A 22,856-nucleotide genomic window follows, 5' to 3' on the forward strand; every position below is an offset into this window, starting at 1 on the left:
TTTCCTTTCCTCTTGCCCACCTCCCGCGATGATCGGTGAAATCGATATTTTCGGCGTGTTCGTGCCGGCCGTGCTCGTGCTGATGTTGGTCGCGTATCTGATCAACCTGGTCATTCGCACGGTGCTCGCGCGCGTCGGCTTTTACCGCTTCGTCTGGCATCGCTCCATCTTCGATCTTGGCATCTATGTGCTGGTGCTGGGCCTTGTCGTTGTCGTTTCGCACAGACTAATAACGTGAAAAAAACCTGGTTCTCCGTCGGTCAAATTCTGCTGACCCTGATCGTCGTCGTCGCCGCGGCCCTCGTGCTGTGGAAACTGGTTGGCTATTACATGTTCGCGCCGTGGACTCGCGACGGACATGTGCGCGCCGACGTGATCCAGGTCGCACCGGACATCTCGGGACTGATTTCGTCGGTCGACGTGGTGGACAACCAGCAGGTCAAGCAAGGCCAGGTGCTGTTCGTGATCGATCAAGCCCGCTACACGCTTGCGCTGCGCCAGGCGCAGGCGACCGCGCAACAACGCCGCGCCACGCTCGACCAGGCGCGCCGCGAGGACGCGCGCAACCGCAAGCTCGGCAACCTGGTCGCGGCGGAAGTGGCAGAAGAAAGCCGCTCGCGCGTCGAGGCTGGCGAAGCCGCGCTCGCCGATGCGAACGTGGCGATCGACACCGCGAAACTGAATCTGCAACGCGCCACGATCATGAGCCCGGTGGACGGTTATCTGAACGACCGCGCGCCGCGCGTCGGCGAATATGTCGCGGCGGGGCGCGCGGTGGTCTCGGTGGTGGATATGCATTCGTTCCGTGTTGACGGGTATTTCGAGGAAACCAAGCTGGGTGGCATCGACATCGGCCAGCCGGTCGATATCACGGTGATGGGCGAACCGGCGGTGTTGCGCGGACATGTGCAGAGTATCGTCGCCGCGATCGAGGATCGGGACCGCACGCAAGGTTCGAATCTGCTGCCGAACGTGAATCCGGCCTTCAGTTGGGTGCGTCTCGCGCAACGGATTCCAGTGCGCGTGGCGCTCGATGAAGTGCCCGCGGATTTCCGCATGATCGCGGGGCGGACGGCGACTGTGTCGGTGCGTGATCTGTCGCCTGTCGGGAAGAAGCATCCGGATGCGGGCGCGTCGGGGGCGGTGGCGGCTTCTTCATCCGCGTCTGCTACGTCTACTACGTCTGCTGTTTCGACTGGCTCGGCTGGTTCGGCTGCACAGCCGGCGTCGGCGACGGTCTCGTCATCGGGCGCCTCGCAATGAAGCTGTCGCGCGCCCTGCCCTTATTGCCGTTGCTGCCATTGCTGCCATTGCTGCCATTGGCGGTCGCGCTCAACGGATGCATGAACGTCGGTCCCAACTACGCGTTGCCGCAACAGGCGTTGATCAACGCACCGCTCGCCAACGCGCCGATCGAAGGCGCGGACAGCTCGCTGACCACGCGCCAGAACGTGCCACCCGTGTGGTGGAAGCTGTACGACGATCCGGTGCTGAACCGACTCGTCGACGAAGCGCTTCAATCGAATACCGACTTGCGCGTCGCGGCGGCCAATCTCGCGCGTTCGCGTGAAGCGTTGGGCGTAGCGCAGGCACAGGGCGGTTTTTCCGGCAAGAGTTCGGTGGCGATCGAACGCGCGCAGGAATCCGCCGAGCAATACCTGCTCACCGAAAAGCTGCCGGTCGTCAACGAAGGCGACATCGGCATCAGCATCTCGTATGAAATCGATCTGTTCGGCAAGCTGCGGCGCGGCGTGGAGGCGGCGCAAGCGGACACCGAGTCGGTACAAGCCGCGGCCGATCTCGCGCGAATCACCGTGGTGGCGGACGTGGTGCGCTCTTACGTGGAGCAATGTTCGGCCGCTGAGGAACTCAGGATCGCGCAACAATCGCTGGCGCTGCAGAAACAGCGCGTGGATGTCTCGCGCCGCCTGCGCGACGCGGGCCGCGGCAATCAACCCGACGTGACGCGTGGGCAGACCCAGGTCGATACCTTGTCGGCGGATATTCCGCGTTACACGGCGCGCCGCAAGATCGCGCAGTACCGGCTCGCGGCGCTGCTCGCGCGCGCGCCTTCGGATCTGCCGCCGGCCGTGCTCGCTTGCGACAGGCTGCCGCAACTCCGCCAGCCGATTCCGGTCGGCGACGGCGCTGCGCTGCTCAAACGCCGACCGGATGTGCGCGAGGCCGAGCGTCAATTGGCGTCATCCACGGCGCGGATCGGCGTCGCCACCGGGGCGCTGTATCCGACGGTGAGCATCGGGGCGTCGGCGGGATTGACCGGCGTTCTGGAAGACCTCGGCACGTCGCCCACGGCGCGTTGGGGCTTCGGTCCGCTAATCAGTTGGCAGTTCCCCACGAACGGCGCGCGTGGGCGCGTGCGTGAAGCGCAGGCATCGAGCCAGGTGGCGTTGGCAAAGTTCGATGGTGTGGTGTTGACCGCGTTGCGCGAAACCGAAACAAGTCTCGCGACCTACTCGTCGGATTACGCCCGCGCCGATGCGCTGCGTGCCGCGGTCAAGTCGGCGACCGAGTCGGCGGATGAAACGCATCGGCTGTATCGCGCGGGACGTGAGTCGTTTATTTCGGATCTGGATGCGACGCGCACGCTGACGTCCACAAAGTCTCAGGCCGCGGCCGCGGACGGCCAGGTGGCGATCGATCAGGTGAATCTGTTCCTCGCGCTCGGCGGCGGTTGGGAAGTTGATCCGCACAACGCTTCCGTTGGTTCCACGCCTGCGGTTGTGGTGCCGGTCAAGGCGACGCCAACGACGGCGGCAACGAAAGCGCCTTAAGCGCCCTTGATCTGATTGTCCAATGCGGACCGCTCATCAGGCGACCGCCTTGGACAACCCCGCCTGCCGATCTGTCTAGCACGGCGACACCACTCCACACGCACACTCAGACGCGCGCACATTCCGCACTTCCGTCTTCGAATCACGAGCGATCTGCGCGACCAACATCTTCCGCACGCGCGTAGCCGCGCATGAAAATATTGAGGGCCGCAAAGCGATGCTCCGGCCATGTACACGTCTGGTGGCGACGCACGCTCAGCTTACGAATTATTTTTGATTTCCTTTCTTTTGCCTTTCAATTCAGGTTAAATACACGTCACCAACCACTCATTACGGGGACCTGTATGTCGCAATTCATGAAAAGCGCAGCCACGCTCGGCGGCTGCATCGGCATTTTTACGGCGGTCGTCGCCGTGGTGGAATTGCTGGCAGGTTGAGCGCGCGCAGCGGACTCTTTCGTTAGGGGTGAACGCGAAACTCGTCGGCGGCGTCATGTGGGGCGGCGCTTTGCCGCCGCCTGGTGGATTGCCGCCCGCACCCTTGGATAGGTGCCGCAACGGCACACGATGTGCGACATTGCCGTGTCGATGTCCGCGTCGGTCGGCTTGGGAATGTGCTTGAGCAGCGCGCAGGCCGCCATCAATTGAGCGCTCTGGCAATAGCCGCACTGCACCACGTCGAGATCGATCCACGCGGCCTTCAACGCTTGTGCTTCCGGACCCTGCAAACCCTCAATGGTCGTGATCTTCTGCGTGTGCAGGCTCGACATGAGCGTCTGACAGGCGAAGTTCGGTTCGCCGTCCACATGGATCGTACACGCGCCGCAAATGCCCACGCCACAGCCGAACTTGGTGCCCGTCATGCCGAGTTCGCAACGCAGCACCCACAGAAGCGGCATATCCGGCTCGCTCTGTACCGCCACTGCCCGGCCATTGATGTTCAGCGATCCCATGACTGTCTCCCTGCGTTCTTGAATTCGGCCTGCTTCACGCCAGTTTCAACGGCAGCGAGCGCAAGCGCTGGCCCGTCAGCTTGAACACCGCATTAGCCACCGCCGGCGCGACCGGCGGCACGCCCGCTTCACCCACGCCTTGCGGATGCATCTGGCTCGGTATGATGTCCGTGTCGATCACCGGACAATCGTCGATTCGCACCACCGGGAAATCCAGAAAGTTTTTCTGCTGCACCTGGCCGTCGACGAGTGTGATCTCGTCCTGCAACGCGGTGGATAAACCGAAGACAACCGCGCTTTCCATCTGCTGCCGAATCAGATTCGGATTCACCGGCATGCCGCAATCGATCACGCAGATCACCCGATGCACCCGAATCTTCTTACCCGGCCCGATCGACACCTCCGCGACCTGCGCGACCACACTGCCGAACGCCTCGTGCAACGCGACGCCGCGCGCGCGCGGCGCGCCGTCGGCGGCACGCGCTAGCGGATGCTCCCAGTCCGACAGAGCCGCCACGCGCTTTAACACCGCCAGATGCCGCGGATGCTGCTCGAGCAGCGCGGCGCGAAACGCAAGCGGGTCTTTGTTAGTCGCCACCGCAAGTTCGTCGGTAAAGCCCTCGGTGAAGAACGCCTGATGCGAGTGACCCACCGAGCGCCAGAACCCGACCGGCACCGGCAATTCGACGATCTTGTGCGCGACGCGCGCAGCCGGCCATTCGTAGGGCTGATCGAAGGCGCCTTCGCAGGTGGTCTTGTCGATGGGAAGACGCGGCGCGCCGTAGTACCGCGCGAGCGCTTCCGGCACGATCGCCTGACTTGCCGACGTGGCCTGCCATGCCACCAGTTTGCCGTCGTTGTCGAAACCGGCCTTCAGCCGCGACAGGCACGCCGGACGATAGAAGTCGTGGGTGAAATCCTGCGCTCGCGACCAGAGCGTTTGCACCGGACGGCCCCCGCCTTCGCGCGCGATCGCCGCGGCCTGAGCGATGAAATCCAACTCCAGACGACGGCCGAACGCGCCGCCGAGCAGAAGCGTTTGCACATCGACTTTATCCTCGTCGAGTTCCAGTACTTTTGCCACATGGTGCCGCGCGAGGCCGGGCATCTGCGTGGAGACCCAGACCGTGGCTGTACCGTCCGCGACCTGCACGGTGCAGTTGAGCGGTTCGACCGCGCCGTGCGCGAGATACGGCGCACGATATTCCGCGCTGAGGGTGCGCGCCGCGCGGGTCATGGCCGCATCGACGTCGCCGAGGTGGTAATAGGCGTGGCCGTCGCTGTCGTCGAGTGCTTGCGCGAGGCGGCGGTCCACGTCCGCGTTCGACAGCTTCGCCGCCGGGCCGTCGTGCCAGGTCGCGTCGATGGCGGCGACTGCGTTCATCGCGCGGAACGGGTTGTCGGCGATCACGGCGACGCCGCCGGTCCCGCCGCTGTACGGCGCGACGGCGAACGCCTTGAGGAAGCCCGGCATCTTGCGGGCGGCCGTCGCGTCGAACTTCGCCACCGTGCCGCCGAGCGTTGGACACATTACGACACTCGCGTAGAGCAGGCCGTCGGGCAGCACGTCGATGCCGAAGCGCGCCGTACCGTTGATCTTCGACGCCGCTTCGATACGACGCAGCGGTTTGCCGATCAGTTTGAAGTCGGCGGGATCTTTCAGCGTCACCTTGCGCGGCAGCGGCTGCTGCGCGGCCATCGCCGACAATTCGCCGAAGCTCGCCTTATGGCCTGACGGGTGCAGCACCTGACCGCCTTCAGCGCGGCATTCACCGGGCGGCACTTTCCATTGCGCGGCCGCCGCGCCGATCAGCATGGCCCGGGCCGACGCGCCGGCTTCGCGCATGGGCGTCCATAGATCGTTGATGCTCGACGAACCGCCCGTCATCATCGTGCCGGCTTCGCGCACCAGCTTGCGGGTCATCCAGACGGTGGCGCGCTTGACGGTACTGTCGTTGTCGGGGCGAAACGGCAAGTCGTCGATGATGCTTTGCACGCTGTTGTAGATCCTGTCGATGGGCGAGTCTTCGACGCGCACCCGCGACCAGTCGGCGTCCAGTTCTTCGGCAAGCAGCATGGCGAGACCGGTATGGATGCCCTGCCCCATTTCCGCCTTGCACATCATGATCGTCACGCTGTTGTCGGCGGCAATCTTGACCCAGCCGTTGAGCGCCACTTGCGTGCCTTGCGCCGGCAGCGGCATGGACGTGGTCAAACGCTGTCCTGGCGGCAGCACCGACCAGCCGACCAGCAACGCGCCGACAGCGCCGGCGCCGCCGAGCAGAAAGGTTCTGCGTTTCAACATGGCATGGTTCGATCAGCTTGCACGATGGCTGGAAAGCTGTGAGAGCGCGGGTCGGCGCCTGGGCGTTGTTCCTCGGAATAGTAATAAGACGGGCAGCGGAGGTGGGACTTAAATGCGTGGGTTCAAGTCAGGGCGGCTTGGGGCGGGGGATGGGGAGGATGGTGGGGACGGGGGGTTGTCGTGGGGTGTTTCATTAAATGGGGGTGAGCAGGACGAAGTGGATTAGCCGGCGTGTCCTATTTGCGACGTTATCGGATTTCTGATCTGACTCAAATGTAGGCTGCGCGGAGCACGCAATACCGTGAGTCCAGAGCAAAAATAGCAACTTCATCAAATTCTGCCGACTACCCTCTCATACAAATTTTTGTATAATCGTAAATGATCGATGCGAAGTCACTCAAGTTCTGCGGTAACTCACTGGACGACTTGCGCGCGTTCCCGCTTTCCGCGCGACGCGAGGCCGGCCATCAACTCGATCAGGTCCAGCGCGGTCGTGATCCCGACGACTGGAAACCCATGAATACGATAGGCCCAGGCGCACGGGAAATTCGGATTCGCGACGCAAACGGTGCATTCCGGATCATTTACGTCGCAAAATTTGAAGACGCGATCTACGTGCTGCATTGCTTCCAGAAAAAGACGCAAAAGATCAGCAAAACGGATCTGGATCTCGCCGCCAAGCGCTACCGCGAAATGAAAGAGGTTAAGGCATGAGCAATCGAACATTTTCGAGCGTCTGGGACGCTATCGAAGACACGCCCGAGCAGGCGGAGAACATGAAGCTTCGCTCGGTCCTAATGATGGCGATCAAAGACCATATCGCCCGCACCGGCATGAGTCAGGCGGAAGCGGCCAAGTGCTTCTGCGTCACCCAGCCGCGCGTGTCCGATCTCATGCGCGGCAAGATCAATCTGTTCGCGCTCGACGCGTTGGTCAACATGGCGGTCGCGGCGGATATGCGTATCGAGATGCGAGTGCTGGACGGCCCCTCGAAACGCAGCCCAAGCGCCTCCGGCGATAAATCGGCAGCGCGCAAGAAGCCTGCTGCAGCCGCAAAAAAAACGGCAACTGCAAAGAAGCCGGCCACAAAGGCGCCCGCACGGCGCAGCAAGCTCGGCGCCGCCGTTGGCGCGCAGATGCGCTGATAGACAGCTCACGCGCCACATCAGTAGAAAACAGATGCGACGGCCTCGCGCCGCCGCACCTCCCTTCCACCTCACCGCCGGTTCGACCCCGACACGACATCGATCCACACGGCCAGCACGAGAATGCTGCCCTTCACAATCATCTGCCAATAAGCGTCGACGTCGAGCATCGACATGCCGTTGTCCAGGCTCGCCATCACTAGCGCGCCGATCAGCGCGCCGTAGACCGTGCCGGAACCGCCGCGCATCGACGTCCCGCCGATAAAGCACGCGGCAATCGCATCGAGTTCGCCCATCGATCCCGCCGACGGCGAGCCCGCCGCCAACCGCGCTGTGTTGACGATGCCGCCGAACGCGCACATCAGCCCCATCAGCGCGAAGATCGCCAGTTTCACGCGATTGGTATTGACGCCTGAGAGCCGCGTTGCTTCGAGGTTCGAACCGACCGCGTAGATACGTCGCCCGAACACGGTCTGCGTGGCAATCCACGTGAAGATACCCAGCAACGCGAGCAGCAACAGCACCGGCACCGGAATACCGCCATACCGATCGAGCGTGGCAACGAAACCGGCGAGTATCACACCCGCGCCGACCACCTTCACCACGTCCTGCCAGACCGGCACCACGCGCAACTGATAACGCTCGCGATTGCGGCGCTGCCGTATCGTCAGAAAGGCGAGCAGCAGAAAAAGCACCACCGCGAGCGTATCGCCAGCGAGCCGCGGCAAATACCCTTGGCCGACAAACACGAAACTGTCCGACACCGGCGCGATCGTCGATCCGCCGGTCACGCCGAGCAGAATGCCGCGATACGCGAGCATGCCGCCGAGCCCCACAATGAACGAAGGCACGCGGCGATAGGTGGACCACCATCCGTTGAACATGCCGACCAGCACGCCGAGCAGCATCACCACGGGCAACGTGACGCCGATCGGCCAGTGCCGGTTGACGTCGAGTATCGCCGCCACGCCGCCGAGCAAACCGAGCAGCGATCCGACCGACAGATCGATCTCGCCGGCAATGATCACGAACACCATGCCGCACGCGAGCATGCCGGTAATCGACATCTGCCGCAGCAGGTTCGACAGATTGCGCGGCGTGACGAACGCGCCGTGCGTGAGCATCGAAAAGAAAATCCAGATCGCGGCCACGGCAATCAGCAGCGCGAGAATCTTGTAGCGCGCGAACAATTGCTGAATGCGCTGCGGACCGGCGAATGCGCCTCGCGGCGCGGCTTCGTCGGCGCGTTGGGAAGTAACGTCGGGCGTCATGCGGCACTCGCTGCGGTTGGGTTCGTGGATCGCTGCACGGGACGGATCGCGGCGCTGAGAATGTCCTCTTGCGTGAGGCCGTCGTTGATGAAATCGCCTCGCAACTCGCCTTCACCGATCACCAGCACGCGATCGCTGATGCCGAGCACTTCGGACAGTTCGGAGGACACCATCACGATCGACATGCCACGCTGCGCCAGTTGAAAGATCAGCTTGTAGATTTCATATTTCGCACCGACGTCGACGCCGCGCGTGGGCTCGTCGAGAATCAGCACTTTCGGATTGGTCAGCAACATGCGTGTCAGCACGGCCTTTTGCTGATTGCCGCCCGACAGACTCGCAATCGACAACATGGGATGCGCGGCGCGCACCGAAAGCCGCTTCATCTCCGTATGAATCGTATCGAGTTCGGCGGCCGAGTCGATTCGCCCGCCCGATGCGAAGCGCTGCAACACCGCGAGCGTAATGTTATGGCCGACGCTCAGCCCCGGCACGATGCCGTGGCGCTTGCGATCTTCCGGCACCATGCCGATGCCTGCGCGAATCGCATCGACGGGTGCGCGAATCTTCAGCGGCTTGCCGTCCATCACCACGGTCGCCTCGCTCACGCCGGGATACGCGCCGAAGATCGCCTGCATCAACTCCGTGCGCCCCGCGCCGACCAGACCGGCCACGCCGAGAATCTCGCCATGCCGCAGCGCGAACGACACGTCGTTCACACGCTTGCGGCGCGGATTGGTCACATCGAAACAGGTAACGTGGCGCGCCTCGAAGATCACGTCGCCGATCGGATGCGGCTCGCGTGGAAACAGGTTCTTGATTTCGCGGCCTACCATCAACGAAATGATGCGGTCGGTTGTGAGCGCGCGCATTGGCTCGGTCGCGACATGACGCCCGTCGCGAATCACGCTGATCGTGTCGCACACGGCCGCCACTTCATCGAGTTTGTGCGAGATGTACACGCAGGCCACGCCGCGCCGCTTCAGATCGCGCACGATGTCGAGCAGAATGCGGATCTCGGAAGAAGTCAGCGAAGAAGACGGCTCATCGAGAATCAGCAGCTTGGCGCGCTTGTTCAGCGCCTTCGCAATCTCGATCAACTGTTGATGGCCGCCGCCATAGTTCATCACCGGCTGTGCGGCGTTGATTCCGCTGATGCCAAGTTCGCGCAGCAGTTCGTCGGCGCGCTGGTACATCGCGGCGTAATTCATGCGCCCGCCGGGCAGCGTGATTTCATTGCCGAGAAAGATGTTCTCCGCCACCGACAACTCCGGCACCAGCATCAACTCCTGGTGAATGATGATAATGCCGGCGCGTTCGGTATCGCGCACGCTGGCGGCTTTCAACGGCTCGCCTTCCCAGATGATTTCGCCGTCCCACGTGCCCCACGGATACACGCCCGAGAGCACTTTCATCAGGGTCGATTTGCCCGCGCCGTTCTCGCCGCACAGGCCCACGCATTCGCCGGGCGCGACCGTGAGGTCGATGCCGTCGAGCGCCTTCACGCCGGAAAACGCCTTGACGATGCCACGCATCGTCATGAGAGCTTGCGTCATTCGCTATGCCTCGCTGCAAGGCGCGCGGCGGCGCCGATGCGCATGACACGCATCGAGGTCCGCCGCGCACACGTTACGCTCATTGGCTCGCGAGCTGGGCCTGGCTATAGAAGCCGTCCTTGACGACTACATCGACATTGCTCTTGGTAAGCAACGTGGGTTGCAGGAGCACCGTGTCGACTTTCTTCTTGCCGTTGTCATATTGCGAGTTAAAGGCGGGTTTTTCGCCCTTTGCAAGCGCCACGGAGAGCTTGGCCGCTTCGCCGGCAATCAGTTTCAGCGGTTTGTAGACGGTCATGGTCTGCGTGCCGGCAATCACACGTTTCACGGCCGCGAGGTCCGCGTCCTGGCCCGATACCGGCACTTTGCCCGCCATGTGCTGCGCGGCGAGCGCCTGGATCGCACCGCCCGCGGTGCCGTCGTTCGAGGCGACGATCGCGTCGATCTTGTTGTTATTCGCCGTTAGCGCATCTTCGACAATGCGCAGCGCCGTGGATGCGCTCCATTCTGGCACCCACTGCTGACCGACTACTTTGATGTCGCCTTTATCGATGGCAGGCTTCAGTACCTTGAGCTGACCTTCGCGCAACATCTTGGCGTTGTTGTCGGTCGGCGCGCCACCGAGCAGGAAGTAGTTGCCCTTCGGCTGCGCGTTGTAGACGCCTTGCGCCTGCAATTCGCCGACCTTTTCATTGTCGAACGAGATATAGGCGTCGACATCGGCGTCGAGAATCAGGCGGTCATATGAAACGACCTTGATGCCCGCTTTCTTTGCTTCGGCCACTACGTTGCCGAGCGTCTTCGAATTGAACGGCACGATCACGATGACATCGACGCCGCGCGAGATCAGGTTTTCGATCTGCGAGATCTGCCGCGCTTCGCTCGCATCGGCGGATTGCACCGACACTTTCGCGCCGAGTTTTTCCGCTGCGGCGACGAAATAGTCACGATCGCGTGACCAGCGTTCGACGCGCAGATCGTCGATACAGAAGCCAATTTCCGGGTGATCCTTGCTTGCATGCGCGAGCGGCGCGGCAAGCGACAGGCTGGCGAGCACCGCTCCACATACGAGCGAACTCAATACGTTACGACGCGTTGCGAATTTCATCTCTGTCTCCTTCTTCTGATAGCCGGAATACCGGATTGGACGGTTTGCGCTGCGAGCCACAAGACCGGACAAGCGACAACCCAAAGCTTCCTGTTCCGCGGTCGACGTGGCCGCGCGATTTTTTATTTAGTGTTGCAACTTCTTGATGCACTGCTTCCTGAAACGCTGATCAACGTCCGCTGTAAATCGCCTGATTCACGATGTTTTCCATCAACTCCTGATGGCCGCTTGCATGCTGCGGGTTCAGACCGCGCGCCATTGCGTCCTCAGCCAGCGTAGAGAGCGAATAATCGCCGGAAGTAATCTTGCGACCGAACTCCGCATCCCAGCCCGCGTACCGCTGACGTTTGAATTGATCGAGACGATCGTTTTCAATCAGTACCGCCGCGCGTTCGACGGCGAGCGCAAGGTTATCGATCGCACCAATGTGACCGTAGAACAGATCTTCCGGATCGACGCTTTGGCGCCGTACTTTCGAATCGAAATTCATGCCGCCGGTTGTGAAGCCGCCGTGTTTGAGAATTTCGTAGAAGGCGAGCGTCAGTTCTTCCACACTATTTGGGAATTGATCCGTATCCCAGCCGTTTTGCGGATCGCCGCGATTCGCGTCGACGCTGCCGAAAATACCCAGCGCGTAGGCCGTGGCGATTTCGTGATGAAACGAGTGGCCCGCGAGTGTCGCATGATTGGCCTCGATGTTCACGCGAATCTCTTTGTCGAGCCCATGCTGTAGCAAAAAGCCATGCACGGTCGCGACGTCGTAATCGTATTGATGCTTGGTCGGTTCCTGCGGCTTGGGTTCGATCAGCAGCGAGCCTTTAAAGCCGATCTTGTGCGCATGGTCGACGACCATATGCAGAAAACGGGCGAGTTGATCGCGTTCACGCACGAGGTCGGTATTCAGCAAGGTATCGTAACCCTCGCGGCCGCCCCACAGCACATAATTATCGCCGCCGAGTCGTTGCGTCGCATCGAGCGCGTGGCGCACTTGTGTCGCCGCAAACGCGAAAACCTCAGGATCGGGACTGGTCGCGGCGCCAGCCGCATAACGGGGATGCGAGAACAGATTGGCCGTGCCCCATAGCAGCTTGATGCCCGTGCTTTCCTGCTTGCGCGCCAGATAGTCGGCAATGCGCAAGAAGTTTTCGCTGTATTCCTTCAGGCTCGATCCTTCGGGCGAAACGTCGGTGTCGTGAAACGTGTAGTACGGCGTGCCGAGCTTCGAAAAGAACTCGAATGCGGAGTCCGCTTTCTGCTGCGCGCGCTCCATCGCGTCGCCGGCTTGCTGCCAGGGACGTCGAAACGTGCCTTGCCCGAAAATATCCACACCCGGCCAGACGAACGTATGCCAGTAACATACGGCAATGCGCAGATGTTCTTCGAGCGTCTTTCCGAGTACCTTTTTGCTTTTATCGTAATGGCGGTACGCAAGCGGGTTATCCGATTGAGGGCCTTCGTAGCGGATCTCGGGAATGTGTTCGAAGTAAGACATCAGCGTCTCCAGTTTATGGTGCACCGCAACCCGTGCGACGTCGCCGCGCCGGTTGTCAAGGTGACGCCATGCTGCCGCTTGCACGATGCGTCGGCAATTGCGAAATTGCGCAGCGTGCTTGATGTTTCTTACCGCCCATGATTTTGTTTCGCACCGGCGCGCGATTCGGGGCCTAGAATAACCAGACGCTTAAAACCGGTGCCGTTCAAATTAAGCATCTAACAGGAGACGAAGGCGTGACGGGTCGTTGGCCCGCGCGCCGCTCACCGCCATGACCCGTCCGCAAACACCACAGACGACCCATCGGATCGCGCTGCTGTTCAACGCGAACAAGGTCTACGACCGCGAGATCATTACCGGCATCGGCAACTACCTGCTGTCCACGCGCGTGGCGTGGGACCTGTTCCTCGAAGAAGATTTTCGCTGCCGGCTGACGGGCATCGAACGCTTCGACGGCGACGGCATCATCGCGGATTTCGACGATCCCGCCGTGGGCGAAGCGCTGCGCGATTGTCCATTGCCGGTGGTCGCCGTGGGTTCGTCGTTCGAAGACCCGGCGCACTATCCTCCGGATTTACCCTATATCGCCACCGACAACAGCAAACTCGTCTCACTCGCTTATACGCATCTGATCGGCGCGGGTCTCGAGCACTTCGCGCTGTACAGCCTGCCGCAGGCGCAAGAGAACCGCTGGGCGCAACAGCGCGAACTCGCGTTCGCTCATCTGCGTAGCGCGGATGGACACAGCGCCGAGCAGATCGATGGCGAGATGTATCGCGGACTCTCCACCAGCGCGCCGTCATGGAACCAGGCGACCGAACAGCTCACCGCATGGCTGCGGGATTTGCCGAAGCCGGTCGGCATCATCGCCGTGACCGATGCGCGTGCGCGGCATCTGCTTCAGGCGTGTTTGATCGCCGGCATTCCGGTGCCCGAAGAAGTCGCGATCATCGGCATCGACAATGATCCGTTGACGCGCACGTTGACGCGTATTCCGCTTTCTTCGGTGATTCAGGGCACTGAGGAAATGGGCCGCACCGCGGCTCACCTTTTGCATCAGATGCTGCATGGTGCGCGCTTTCCCGGGCGGCGCATTCTCGTTCCGCCGGTCGGCATCAACGTGCTCGAATCGACGAAGCATCAACCGCTGGCGAGTCCGTATGTGATGCGGGCGCGGCACTTCATCCGGCAGTACGCGTGCCAAGGTATTCGCACCGAACAGGTTGCCGACTATGTGGGCGTTTCGCGTTCGTCGCTCGAAGAGTACTTCCGGCGCGAACGGCAGTGCACCGTGCATCAGGAAATTTTGCGTCATAAACTCGATGTCGCGAAAGCACTGCTGGCAAAGCGCGATGCGTCGAGCGCGGAAGTGGCGATCCGTTGCGGCTTTACGTCGCTGCAATACATGTACGCGGTATTTCGACGCGAACTCGGCTGTACGCCGCGTGAATACCAGGAGCAGGCGAATTCGACGTCCGCGCCGGGCTGAGCATGCCTATTCTCTTTTCTTCTCACTGACGACATGATCAGCATCGCACAACTTTCTTCCGAGCCGTGGGGCACATTGCGCGGTGGCGATTCCGTTCGACTCTTCACGTTGCGCAATGCGCACGGTATGAAGGTCGCCATCAGCGATCTGGGCGCGACGCTGGTCTCGTGGCATGCGCCGGATCGTGCCGGCGTGCTCGGCGATATCCTGCTCGGCCACGACACGCCCGCCGAATATGTGGCGGCCACCACTTATATGGGCGGCCTGATAGGCCGCTGGGCGAACCGCATTGCCGATGCGCGCTTCACGCTCGATGGCATCGAGTACACGCTCGACCGCAATGAAGGCGCGAATCTGCTGCATGGCGGCACGGTGGGTTTTCATCGCGCGCTGTGGGACGTGAGCGAGGACAACGGCGCGTTGCTCATGCGGCTGGAGTCGCCCGAAGGCGACGCCGGTTTTCCCGGCAACGTGACCACGCAAGTGCGCTACTCGCTCGACGACGACGGCACGCTGACCATCGCCTATGAAGCGATCACCGATGCCGCGACGCCGCTCAATCTGACGAGCCATCCGTACTTCAATCTCACGGGCCGGCCGGGGGCCGACATTCGCGGCCACGTGTTGTCGATCGATGCCGACCGCTTCTTTGAAGTCGATGCCGCGATGATTCCGTGCAAGCTCGCGGAAGTGGCAGGCAATGCCTTCGATTTCCGGCAGAGCGCGCCGATCGGCGCGCGGCTCGACTGGCCGCACGCGCAGTTGGCGACCGCTGGCGGCTTCGATCATTGCTACGTGCTGCGCGATGCACGCGACGCCGGCAAGAACGGCGCCACTCCGCCGGTGCGCCAGGTTGCCTGCGCTTACGATCCCGGCAGCGGACGCGAATTGACCGTCTCGACCGATCAACGCGGCTTACAGTTTTATAGCGGCAACTGGTTAAAAGGCGACACAGGACGCGGCGGCGTTGCGTATCAAGCACATGCCGGTTTGTGTCTCGAAGCCGGCGGCTTTCCGAACCAGGTCAATATGGCTGAGCAGGACGAAGTGATCGTGCGAGCCGGCAGCACATATCGGCAAGTGACTGCGTATCGTGTCGATGTACGCCAAGGCGTGTGACGCGATTGTTCACCTATTACGAACGACATTACATCACGCCGACTTACTGTTTGTGGCAACACTGAATTACCGTATCAGGGGTTTCCCCTAGACCCCGCCCTTCCTAGAATCCGTGCGTGGTGCCGAAGATTGTTGCGGCACCCAATAAAATATTCTCGGAGGGAAGCATCATGAAATCGCTTATCAAGGCAGTGGCGCTAGTTGCGGTGTTCGCGGCGCCGGTGGCATCGTTCGCGCAATCCGAGCAGCCGGTCACGCGCGCCGAGGTCAAGGCGCAATTGAAGCAGCTCGAACAGGCCGGCTATAACCCCGCGGTCGCAACCGACTCCACCTACCCCGCTGACATTCAAGCGGCCGAAGCTCGCGTGGCCGCGCAAAACAATGGAGCGACGGGATATGGTCCTTCCACCACTGGCTCGTCCGAAACCGGCTCTAACGTTCCTGCTGGAAACCCGAATCTGCAAGGTCAGTAGGACGCAGTCTGCTCCAGGCAATTCGATGCGAGCGCATGGTTCAGGCATGCGCTCGCGTTTGTGCGTCGGATGCGTGACCGTGACAGAGCGACGGTTGATAGCGCTAGCTTCGGTTGAGTTTAAGGGGTACGTTTTTGTGGTCGTTCTGAGGCTGCTGGTGAAGGAGGCGCATGCGATTGTGCATGACGCCTCGCTTCGTTGATGCTTTTGGTTCACCGCTACCCGTTGATCAGTGCCGCACGGCGACCGCTTGCTGCGTTTGCGTTTTTACGATCGACGCGGTTTTCGCAGGCGTTCTTTTTCGCTTGACGACGTTGGCGGTGGGTTGCGATCCGCTCGCGAGCTTGGATGCTTCGGCAAGAAGGCGCGTTGCGTGGCTGGCCGTCAGACGCGCTTGAGAGACGCCCTTTGCGTCGAGCGCGATCACCTGGAACAGCTCGCGATCGCTTTCGAGGTCTTGCTGATATTGCTCCGCAGTGTCGACGAGTAGTTCAAGCATAATCTGGCGGCGGCGTCTTTCGTCACTCGTAATGGGAGGATTCCTACATATCGAGGACGCGAGTGTGATCAGCGTGTTCAGTTGGCTCAATTGCCGGTCGCAGAAGTCGAATGCAGATAGGGCGAGTTTTTCGTACTGGAGTGCGTCGACAGGTGGGCGTGAAACGGGTTGACTCTTAATGGGCTTGGTCATTTTGCGATCTCCCTGATGCTTGCTCAGATCGCCCGACACTCTCTTTGGGAAGGGTGAGCGGGCACGTAGCGGGATTGGAAGACCGGTGTAATGCCAAGCCGGCGAGCCTCGCGGCCCCCCCACCACAGCCCGCCCATTGGCTACAACAGACGTGCAGGGATAGACGCACGCCCGCCTGGGCGGGTGTGCGGGCATTACATTCAGGCTTCCAAACCTGGCCGCCGGGTGTTTCCCAACGGCGTGGTGATTATAAATCAGGTGGGATTATGAGAGGGTAACGGGGCGGGCTAAAGGCTCGGTTTTGGACGATGCGACAGGTTAATGATGTACTTAGGCTTGTGCGTGCAGACGCCGGTTGCGTTGCACTAAGCGGACTGGCGCAGTGCGCGCCATACATTTCCCGATGTCTGGTCAGCGCGACCTATACGACGATGGTCGATAGTCGATCATTCGTCAGTAGTCCCACTGCACCGGCACGAAATGGAAGCGTTCACCCTTCTTTGCAATGTGACCAATAGACGGGAACGCGACATGCGCTGCGGCCAGCAGAGCGCCCGTTTCAGCGGCTTCGTTGAGCAGCGCGATACGCACATCCGCAGCCACCTCCGGCTCGTGCTCGAAGCCATTTTGCCATCGGGGATTATCGAAGTTGACTTCGAAAATCGCGTCGCCTACGAACGTCAGTTTCTCGCCGTTTGATGCGATGTCCACGACGCAGTGCCCGGGGGTGTGTCCGCCCGTCACGCGAGCCGACACGCCCGCTGCGACTTCCACGGTCTGATCGAATCGCACGATGTTTTCGCCATAGAGCTCGACGAACTTTGCAGCAGCCTTGCGGAGTGCGGGAGGAACCGTTTCCGGCATCACCGTCTTGCTGAAGTCCGGATTTTTCCAGAACTCCACTTCCGCAGCCGACACGTGAATGCGCACGTCCGGACGCAGCTTGGCCTTGACGCCATCAACGTTCAGCCCGCCGACGTGATCCATGTGCATATGCGTAACGACAATGTCGGTGATCGCAGCCAGGTCGATGCCAGCCGATTCCAGGCGCATCACCGACCGACCGGCGCGCGAGAAGTATTCGAAACCGTCACCCACGCCCGAGTCGACCAGGATCAGGCGTTCGCCGCTGCGCACGAGCGCGATATTCAGCGCCCAGTCGAACATGTCACGTTGCAGGAAACGACCATCGAACCATTCGTTGCGGTCCGCTTCGCTCACGTTAGTGGACATGGTGGAGGTCGGCAGTGGCAGAACGCCATCGCTGATCAGCACGATATCGACATCACCCACGCGCACGGCGTAGCGGGAAGGCACGAGTTCGCCTGAACCTTCTTTGCCAAGGTTGGCGGTGACAGGCTGCACGTTACGGGTTGTTTCGCTCATGGCAATAGTCCTCTTAAACAATGGGGTAAGCAGCACTGGGCGGCGTGGTGCACTAACACGAGCGTGAATATCGCGCGCTGCGTGTTGCTCGCGTTTAGACACGACCGTGAGACTGAATCTAGTCAGCGGGGTTGAATGCCAGTAGCGTCGCGAATGTGCTCAGCGTGTTGTCCGAACGGCAACAATCGGCGAGTTTGAGGAGGGTACGTGAATGTCAGAACGCGCTCGAGACGAACGCGGAGGCGCGAGAAGTGAATGCAACCAGGCATGTATGCGTTCGACAAGCCATCGATATTTGCGACGGCCGCTGCCATATGTGGGACGGTGCCTGGCCATCATCGGCTTGATGCCGCAATTGCACAATATCCGCCGATGCCGCTTGGGGTTGTCGCCGCGATCGGCATGGATCACGCGCGGGCGTTGCAGGGGATGACCGCGCAATCCGCGCATCGGCGGAATGGCGTCGCCGGTCGGCTGTGAAGGAAGTACGCCGCTGCTTGCTTAGCGGGTGTGAGCCACGTGACTAAGCAACGGCCGCATGGACTCGCGGAACCGAACATCTATCGGTGCGAGCAAATGCAAACTCGGTCTACTGCCTCTCCCGCTCGTCCGGCATATGTCGCCGCATAAAAACATCAATACCATCCACCCGCGACGAAGCAAACGCCCTGACCACCACAACACCCACAATACCCAAAACAACCACCACAGCCGGGATCTCAAACAAGGTCATATCCACGATAAACCTCCTCATAAACCGGGAGCAGCCACGGCGCGCGACACCATCGCCGCGACCACACCTCACACTCCCAGTTTACGAAGACAGACCTCGACCACCAAACGAGCATTTTTCATCGGTATGTGAGAAATACTCGCCGTAGCGCCGATCCGGCGTCACGTTCACTCAATGCCGCTCCGGATAACGCAATCTCGAATGATTCCGGCCATAAGACATGTAAATAGTCATGCCGATCACAAGCCACACAACAAGCCGCACCCACGTAACAAGCGGCAGGCCGGCCATTAGCAGCAGGCAAAACAGAATCCCCAGGATCGGCACGATCGGCACCCCAGGAACCCTGAAAGGACGTGAAGCATCCGAGTCACTGCGCCGCAAATAAATCACCGCGCCGCACACAAGAATGAACGCGAACAAAGTGCCGATACTGACCATCTCTCCGAGCACGCTAATCGGCGTAAGCGCCGCCACGATTGCAACAACCGAGCCAATCAGAATCTGGCTTAAATGAGGCGTCTGAAGACGCGGATGAACTCGCGCGAAAAGAGGCGGCAGCAAACCATCCGTCGACATCGTGAAGAAAATTCGGCTCTGCCCGTACAGCAGCACGAGAATCACCGTGGTCAATCCTGTCAGCGCACCGATCTTGATCAGAATGGAGAACCAGTTCATGCCGATGGCATCCACACCCTTGGCGATCGGATCAGGAACATTCAGTTCAGCGTAAGGCACGAGCCCAGTGAGCACGCCTGCAACGAGTATGTACAAAATCGTGCAGATGATCAGCGACCCGAGGATGCCGATCGGCATGTCCCGCTGCGGTCTTCTCGCCTCCTGCGCCGCGGTGGAAACCGCATCGAAGCCGATAAACGCGAAGAACACCACGGCCGAGCCGCGCAGAATGCCGCTCATGCCGAAGTTGCCGAACTCGCCGGTATTCGCGGGAATGAACGGATGCCAGTTCGCCGGCTTGATGAAAAACAGGCCGAGGGCGATAAAAGCCACCACCACGACCAGCTTGACTGCCACCATGATGTTGTTGAGCCGCGCCGATTCCTTCGTACCGAGCACGAGCATGATGGTAAGAATGGCGATGATCACTATCGCGGGCAGATTAACGATGCCTGTCGCGGTGGTGCCATCGGCCAGCTTGATGACGGTGCCAGGCGCAGTGGCGAGAACGGGCGGGATATTGATCCCTACGTTATGCAGCAAGCTCACGATATAACCGGACCATCCGACCGCCACCGTGGCGGCCCCCATCGCGTATTCGAGGATCAAGTCCCAGCCGATGATCCACGCGAATATTTCACCCAGCGTGGCATACGTGTACGTGTAACTGCTGCCGCACACCGGCAACATCGCCGCAAGTTCCGAATAACAGAGGCCGACGAACGCGCATGCAATGCCCCCGAGCACGAACGACAAGACGATGCTCGGGCCGGCGAATTGCGCTGCGGCGGTGCCCGTCAGAACGAAGATGCCTGCGCCGATGATGGCGCCGATACCCATCGCCGTGATACTGGTGGCGCCGAGTGTTTTCGATAGTGAGTGGCCTTCTTCCGCGTCGGCGCTTCCTACTATATCGGCGACGGATTTCCGTGCCATGTAGCTCGTATCAGCCATGATGAGTCGTCCCGTTCGAATGGTGTTGGGCACGCGCCGACCCGGCTTGCTTCGGCTCGCGGATCACGACAAAAACATCTGTTACTGAAAACTAGCGGGTAAGGTAAGGGGAATGGAAAATTCAGTGTAGTCCGAATTAAAAGCAAAGTGAATATTTGATTCTGTCCCGCCCACGGTTAAAACTTTGCTCGCTTTCTTAGATAATCCTCAAATCTCCACCCGTGCCCCCAACTCGATCACTCGATTGGCCGGCAGCTTCAGATAAGCCGCGACGTTACCCACGTTATGCAACATGACGGAGAACAAGCGCTCTCGCCACATCGCCATGCCGCTATCACGAGTCGGCACGAGAGTCGCACGGCTCAGAAAGTAGGAAGTCTCGGCCGGCTCGAATGCCAGCCCGTAAGCCTTGCAAACTTCGAGTGCGCGCGGTAGATCGACTTCATCCATGAAACCATACGTAATCGTGACCTGGTAGCATTCCGAATCGAGTGAGCGCACGCTCACACGCTCACTGGCAGGCACCCACGGTATCTCCTCGTTGTCGACCGTCACGAAGACGACGCGTTTGTGCAGCACGCGGTTATGCATCAGATTGTTGATCAGCGAATGCGGCACACCGTCAGGATCCGGCGAAAGAAAGATCGCCGTGCCACCGCAGCGAATCGGCGATTCCTTCAGCAGCGTCGCCAGATAAGGTTTGAGCGGCGTCGTCCCGGCTCTCACGCGCGCTTCGGCACGCATCATCTCCCAGCCTCGTCCCCAGGTTGCCATGATCGTGTAGATAATCAGCCCGACCAGAAGCGGGAACCAGCCGCCTTCCATGAACTTCAGCAGGTTCGCGGAGAAGAATGCCGCGTCGATCACGAAGAAGAAACCGGTCGCAGCCACGCACAGCAGCCAGTTGTAATGCCACGCATAGCGAATGACGAAAAACGTCAGAATGGTCGTGATCAGCATCGTGCCGGTCACGGCGATACCGTACGCGGAACCGAGCGCCGTGGATGAACCGAAGCCGAGCACAGCAGCCACGACTGCAGCCAATAATGTCCAGTTGATGCCTGGCACGTAGATTTGCCCCATCTCCCTTTCCGAGGTATAGACAACGTTCATGCGCGGCAGAAAGCCGAGTTGCATCGCCTGCTTGGTCATCGAATACGTGCCCGAGATAACGGCTTGCGACGCGATCACGGTCGCAACCGTCGAGAGCACGATCATCGGATACAGCGCCCATTGCGGAAACAGTTTGTAAAACGGATTTTGCAACGCGCCCGGATCGGCAAGCAGCAACGCGCCCTGCCCCAGATAGTTCAACGCGAGTGCTGGAAACACGAGGCCGAACCACGTCAGCCGGATCGGCTTCGCGCCGAAATGTCCCATGTCGGCATACAGAGCTTCCGCGCCTGTCAACGACAGAACGACCGCGCCCAAAGCAACGAACGCCAGCCACCGATGATGCATACAGAACGCCAGCCCCGTGAGCGGATTGAGCGCGAAAAGAATCGCGGGCGCCCGCATCATGTTGACGATGCCCACCACCGCAAGCACGATAAACCAGAGCACCATCACCGGTCCGAACACGATGCCGATACCGGCCGTGCCGCGTTTCTGCATCAGGAACAGCGTGACCAGCGCGACCAGCGTCACGGGTATCACACAGGTCTTGAGGAACGGCGCGGCCACTTCGAGACCTTCGACCGCGCTCAGCACCGAGATCGCCGGCGTAATCACACTGTCACCGTAAAAGAGCGCCGCGCCCATGATGCCGATGCCGAGCAACGCATGGCGCAAGCGCGGCCGCGCGGCGACAGACGACGCGGCCAGCGCCAGCAGCGCCATAATCCCGCCCTCACCGTGATTGTTCGCGCGAAGAATCAACGTGACGTATTTGAGCGAGACGACGATGATCAGCGACCAGACGATCAGCGACACAATGCCCACCACATTCAGCGCGTTGAGCGACAGCCCGCTGGCCGGATCGAACACCGTCTGCAACGTATAAAGCGGACTGGTGCCGATGTCGCCATACACCACACCCAACGCTGCCAGCGCGAGTGCAGGCGTCGCCGGGCGGTGATGCTCGCGCCCGCCGGAATTGCCCGCATCGGCCGCGGCGGATACTGACTGGCTCATGTCTCGCTCCCAGTTTCGTGTTCTCGCAGTGCAACATATGGATTGGGCCGGTGCACGTGCAGAACCGATTCCTGCTTTTATCAGGCCTCGTTTTTTTCGAGGAGTCGCCTGCGTCCCACGCAACAGTCCGCCTCGCGGAAGCAACTTTCGTACGAGAAACACGCGTTGCAATCCCTAACGCCTGACGCGCATTCATAATGTTCTGATGTTTCGCGTATCTGCCTTTCGCCAGCGCGATCTGTCTCTTTTCCTGAAGGACGGTGTGCCACTAATTCAACATATACCATCGGCCGTTTGCCACGCTACTGATACGTGAAGTAGTGACAGATTTATTTCTTGGGCAGACATGCAAGGCGCAAGCAAGCGCTGCCCTGCTTTGCCATGCGTATCGCGACCATGGCGATGGTCACGATCGGCGCGATGCTCGGCCATGTCATCGGTCATGTGGCGCGCAGGCCCGCGGATCACCCTTTCTTTAGGTCCACTCCGCGTATGACGCCGCCGACCCCCTGTATGATGGCGGGTCCGCGTCGACCTGAACGTCCGGCCAGAGTCCACGCAAACGCATCCATTCACGAC

General features: G+C 60.7%; 18 protein-coding genes and 2 pseudogenes. 8 read left to right on the forward strand and 12 right to left on the reverse strand.

Features of this window, described 5'->3' with window-relative positions; genetic code table 11:
* Positions 1-28: 28 nt before the first annotated feature.
* The 3 genes from B0G80_RS35285 to B0G80_RS35295 are packed head-to-tail and all read left to right on the forward strand — an operon-like array spanning position 29 to position 2,792.
* Positions 29-238, forward strand: a complete 210-nt coding sequence (locus B0G80_RS35285; RefSeq protein ID WP_116122375.1) for a DUF1656 domain-containing protein — start codon at positions 29-31, stop codon at positions 236-238.
* On the forward strand, positions 235-1,263 hold the full coding sequence (locus B0G80_RS35290; RefSeq protein WP_116122376.1) for an efflux RND transporter periplasmic adaptor subunit: 1,029 nt from the start codon (positions 235-237) through the stop codon (positions 1,261-1,263). Before B0G80_RS35285 ends, B0G80_RS35290 begins: the two co-directional genes overlap by 4 nt.
* Positions 1,260-2,792, forward strand: a complete 1,533-nt coding sequence (locus B0G80_RS35295) for an efflux transporter outer membrane subunit (RefSeq protein WP_116122377.1) — start codon at positions 1,260-1,262, stop codon at positions 2,790-2,792. Before B0G80_RS35290 ends, B0G80_RS35295 begins: the two co-directional genes overlap by 4 nt.
* 490 nt (positions 2,793-3,282) lie before the next feature.
* On the opposite strand, the gene B0G80_RS35300 is transcribed toward B0G80_RS35295, so the two are convergent.
* Positions 3,283-3,744, reverse strand: coding sequence for a (2Fe-2S)-binding protein (locus tag B0G80_RS35300; protein WP_116122378.1), 462 nt, complete (start codon positions 3,742-3,744; stop codon positions 3,283-3,285).
* Between the two features lie 34 nt (positions 3,745-3,778).
* Positions 3,779-6,049, reverse strand: coding sequence for a xanthine dehydrogenase family protein molybdopterin-binding subunit (locus B0G80_RS35305; protein WP_116122379.1), 2,271 nt, complete (start codon positions 6,047-6,049; stop codon positions 3,779-3,781).
* A gap of 378 nt (positions 6,050-6,427) precedes the next feature.
* Between B0G80_RS35305 and B0G80_RS35310 the strand changes: the two genes are divergently transcribed.
* Both B0G80_RS35310 and B0G80_RS47470 read left to right on the forward strand, forming a co-directional pair.
* Positions 6,428-6,763, forward strand: a complete 336-nt coding sequence (locus tag B0G80_RS35310; RefSeq protein WP_116122380.1) for a type II toxin-antitoxin system RelE/ParE family toxin — start codon at positions 6,428-6,430, stop codon at positions 6,761-6,763.
* Positions 6,760-7,032 (forward strand): annotated as a pseudogene (locus tag B0G80_RS47470) (helix-turn-helix domain-containing protein); the annotation flags it as partial. The gene B0G80_RS35310 and the pseudogene B0G80_RS47470, both read left to right, overlap by 4 nt.
* 233 nt (positions 7,033-7,265) lie before the next feature.
* Here B0G80_RS47470 and B0G80_RS35320 read toward each other — a convergent pair.
* From B0G80_RS35320 to xylA, 4 genes are all read right to left on the reverse strand, one after another.
* Positions 7,266-8,465 (reverse strand): sugar ABC transporter permease, encoded by a 1,200-nt coding sequence (locus tag B0G80_RS35320; RefSeq protein WP_116122382.1) that lies wholly within the window; start codon positions 8,463-8,465, stop codon positions 7,266-7,268.
* Positions 8,462-10,021, reverse strand: a complete 1,560-nt coding sequence (gene xylG, locus B0G80_RS35325; RefSeq protein WP_116122383.1) for a D-xylose ABC transporter ATP-binding protein — start codon at positions 10,019-10,021, stop codon at positions 8,462-8,464. Before xylG ends, B0G80_RS35320 begins: the two co-directional genes overlap by 4 nt.
* A 79-nt stretch (positions 10,022-10,100) precedes the next feature.
* Complete coding sequence (gene xylF, locus B0G80_RS35330; RefSeq protein ID WP_116122384.1) at positions 10,101-11,129, reverse strand: D-xylose ABC transporter substrate-binding protein; 1,029 nt, start codon at positions 11,127-11,129, stop codon at positions 10,101-10,103.
* Between the two features lie 169 nt (positions 11,130-11,298).
* Entirely contained in the window at positions 11,299-12,621 is a 1,323-nt protein-coding gene (gene xylA, locus B0G80_RS35335) for a xylose isomerase (RefSeq protein ID WP_116122385.1), read from the reverse strand.
* Between the two features lie 271 nt (positions 12,622-12,892).
* On the opposite strand from xylA, the gene B0G80_RS35340 reads away from it, so the two are divergent.
* From B0G80_RS35340 to B0G80_RS35350, 3 genes are all read left to right on the forward strand, one after another.
* Positions 12,893-14,110, forward strand: coding sequence for a DNA-binding transcriptional regulator (locus B0G80_RS35340; RefSeq protein WP_106282778.1), 1,218 nt, complete (start codon positions 12,893-12,895; stop codon positions 14,108-14,110).
* A gap of 33 nt (positions 14,111-14,143) precedes the next feature.
* Complete coding sequence (locus tag B0G80_RS35345) at positions 14,144-15,229, forward strand: aldose epimerase family protein (protein WP_116122386.1); 1,086 nt, start codon at positions 14,144-14,146, stop codon at positions 15,227-15,229.
* 170 nt (positions 15,230-15,399) lie between these two features.
* The gene (locus tag B0G80_RS35350) at positions 15,400-15,702 is read left to right on the forward strand and encodes a DUF4148 domain-containing protein (protein ID WP_116122387.1); all 303 of its coding nucleotides are present in this window, start codon (positions 15,400-15,402) and stop codon (positions 15,700-15,702) included.
* Positions 15,703-15,931: 229 nt separating this feature from the next.
* Here the strand turns inward: B0G80_RS35350 and B0G80_RS35355 are convergent, their stop codons facing one another.
* The 6 genes and pseudogenes from B0G80_RS35355 to B0G80_RS35375 all read right to left on the reverse strand — a co-directional run bounded on the left by B0G80_RS35355 (position 15,932) and on the right by B0G80_RS35375 (position 22,277).
* Positions 15,932-16,393, reverse strand: a complete 462-nt coding sequence (locus tag B0G80_RS35355; RefSeq protein WP_116122388.1) for a hypothetical protein — start codon at positions 16,391-16,393, stop codon at positions 15,932-15,934.
* A gap of 453 nt (positions 16,394-16,846) precedes the next feature.
* Positions 16,847-17,779 (reverse strand): MBL fold metallo-hydrolase, encoded by a 933-nt coding sequence (locus B0G80_RS35360; protein ID WP_116122389.1) that lies wholly within the window; start codon positions 17,777-17,779, stop codon positions 16,847-16,849.
* A 221-nt stretch (positions 17,780-18,000) separates the two neighbouring features.
* Positions 18,001-18,253, reverse strand: a pseudogene (locus tag B0G80_RS47475) (IS5/IS1182 family transposase); the annotation flags it as partial.
* 115 nt (positions 18,254-18,368) lie between these two features.
* Positions 18,369-18,518 (reverse strand): hypothetical protein, encoded by a 150-nt coding sequence (locus B0G80_RS46205; RefSeq protein WP_181196579.1) that lies wholly within the window; start codon positions 18,516-18,518, stop codon positions 18,369-18,371.
* A gap of 165 nt (positions 18,519-18,683) precedes the next feature.
* Positions 18,684-20,144: an amino acid permease gene (locus B0G80_RS35370; protein WP_116122391.1), complete on the reverse strand. Its 1,461-nt coding sequence runs from the start codon at positions 20,142-20,144 to the stop codon at positions 18,684-18,686.
* A 207-nt stretch (positions 20,145-20,351) separates the two neighbouring features.
* Positions 20,352-22,277 carry a potassium transporter Kup gene (locus B0G80_RS35375; RefSeq protein WP_116122392.1) on the reverse strand — a complete coding sequence of 642 codons (1,926 nt, stop codon included), beginning with the start codon at positions 22,275-22,277 and terminating at the stop codon, positions 20,352-20,354.
* Between the last annotated feature and the right edge of the window lie 579 nt (positions 22,278-22,856).

The sequence above is a fragment of the Paraburkholderia sp. BL6669N2 genome (assembly GCF_003387275.1).
In the GTDB taxonomy this organism is placed as follows: domain Bacteria; phylum Pseudomonadota; class Gammaproteobacteria; order Burkholderiales; family Burkholderiaceae; genus Paraburkholderia.

Bases quoted from the DNA above. Each gene is read 5' to 3' on its own strand.
- B0G80_RS35285 (WP_116122375.1), top strand. From the start codon at position 29: ATGATCGGTGAAATCGATATTTTCGGCGTGTTCGTGCCGGCCGTGCTC.
- B0G80_RS35295 (WP_116122377.1), top strand. From the start codon at position 1,260: ATGAAGCTGTCGCGCGCCCTGCCCTTATTGCCGTTGCTGCCATTGCTG.
- B0G80_RS35300 (WP_116122378.1), bottom strand. From the start codon at position 3,744: ATGGGATCGCTGAACATCAATGGCCGGGCAGTGGCGGTACAGAGCGAG.
- B0G80_RS35305 (WP_116122379.1), bottom strand. From the start codon at position 6,049: ATGTTGAAACGCAGAACCTTTCTGCTCGGCGGCGCCGGCGCTGTCGGC.
- B0G80_RS35310 (WP_116122380.1), top strand. From the start codon at position 6,428: ATGATCGATGCGAAGTCACTCAAGTTCTGCGGTAACTCACTGGACGAC.
- B0G80_RS35320 (WP_116122382.1), bottom strand. From the start codon at position 8,465: ATGACGCCCGACGTTACTTCCCAACGCGCCGACGAAGCCGCGCCGCGA.
- xylG (WP_116122383.1), bottom strand. From the start codon at position 10,021: ATGACGCAAGCTCTCATGACGATGCGTGGCATCGTCAAGGCGTTTTCC.
- xylF (WP_116122384.1), bottom strand. From the start codon at position 11,129: ATGAAATTCGCAACGCGTCGTAACGTATTGAGTTCGCTCGTATGTGGA.
- xylA (WP_116122385.1), bottom strand. From the start codon at position 12,621: ATGTCTTACTTCGAACACATTCCCGAGATCCGCTACGAAGGCCCTCAA.
- B0G80_RS35340 (WP_106282778.1), top strand. From the start codon at position 12,893: ATGACCCGTCCGCAAACACCACAGACGACCCATCGGATCGCGCTGCTG.
- B0G80_RS35345 (WP_116122386.1), top strand. From the start codon at position 14,144: ATGATCAGCATCGCACAACTTTCTTCCGAGCCGTGGGGCACATTGCGC.
- B0G80_RS35350 (WP_116122387.1), top strand. From the start codon at position 15,400: ATGAAATCGCTTATCAAGGCAGTGGCGCTAGTTGCGGTGTTCGCGGCG.
- B0G80_RS35355 (WP_116122388.1), bottom strand. From the start codon at position 16,393: ATGACCAAGCCCATTAAGAGTCAACCCGTTTCACGCCCACCTGTCGAC.
- B0G80_RS35360 (WP_116122389.1), bottom strand. From the start codon at position 17,779: ATGAGCGAAACAACCCGTAACGTGCAGCCTGTCACCGCCAACCTTGGC.
- B0G80_RS35370 (WP_116122391.1), bottom strand. From the start codon at position 20,144: ATGGCTGATACGAGCTACATGGCACGGAAATCCGTCGCCGATATAGTA.
- B0G80_RS35375 (WP_116122392.1), bottom strand. From the start codon at position 22,277: ATGAGCCAGTCAGTATCCGCCGCGGCCGATGCGGGCAATTCCGGCGGG.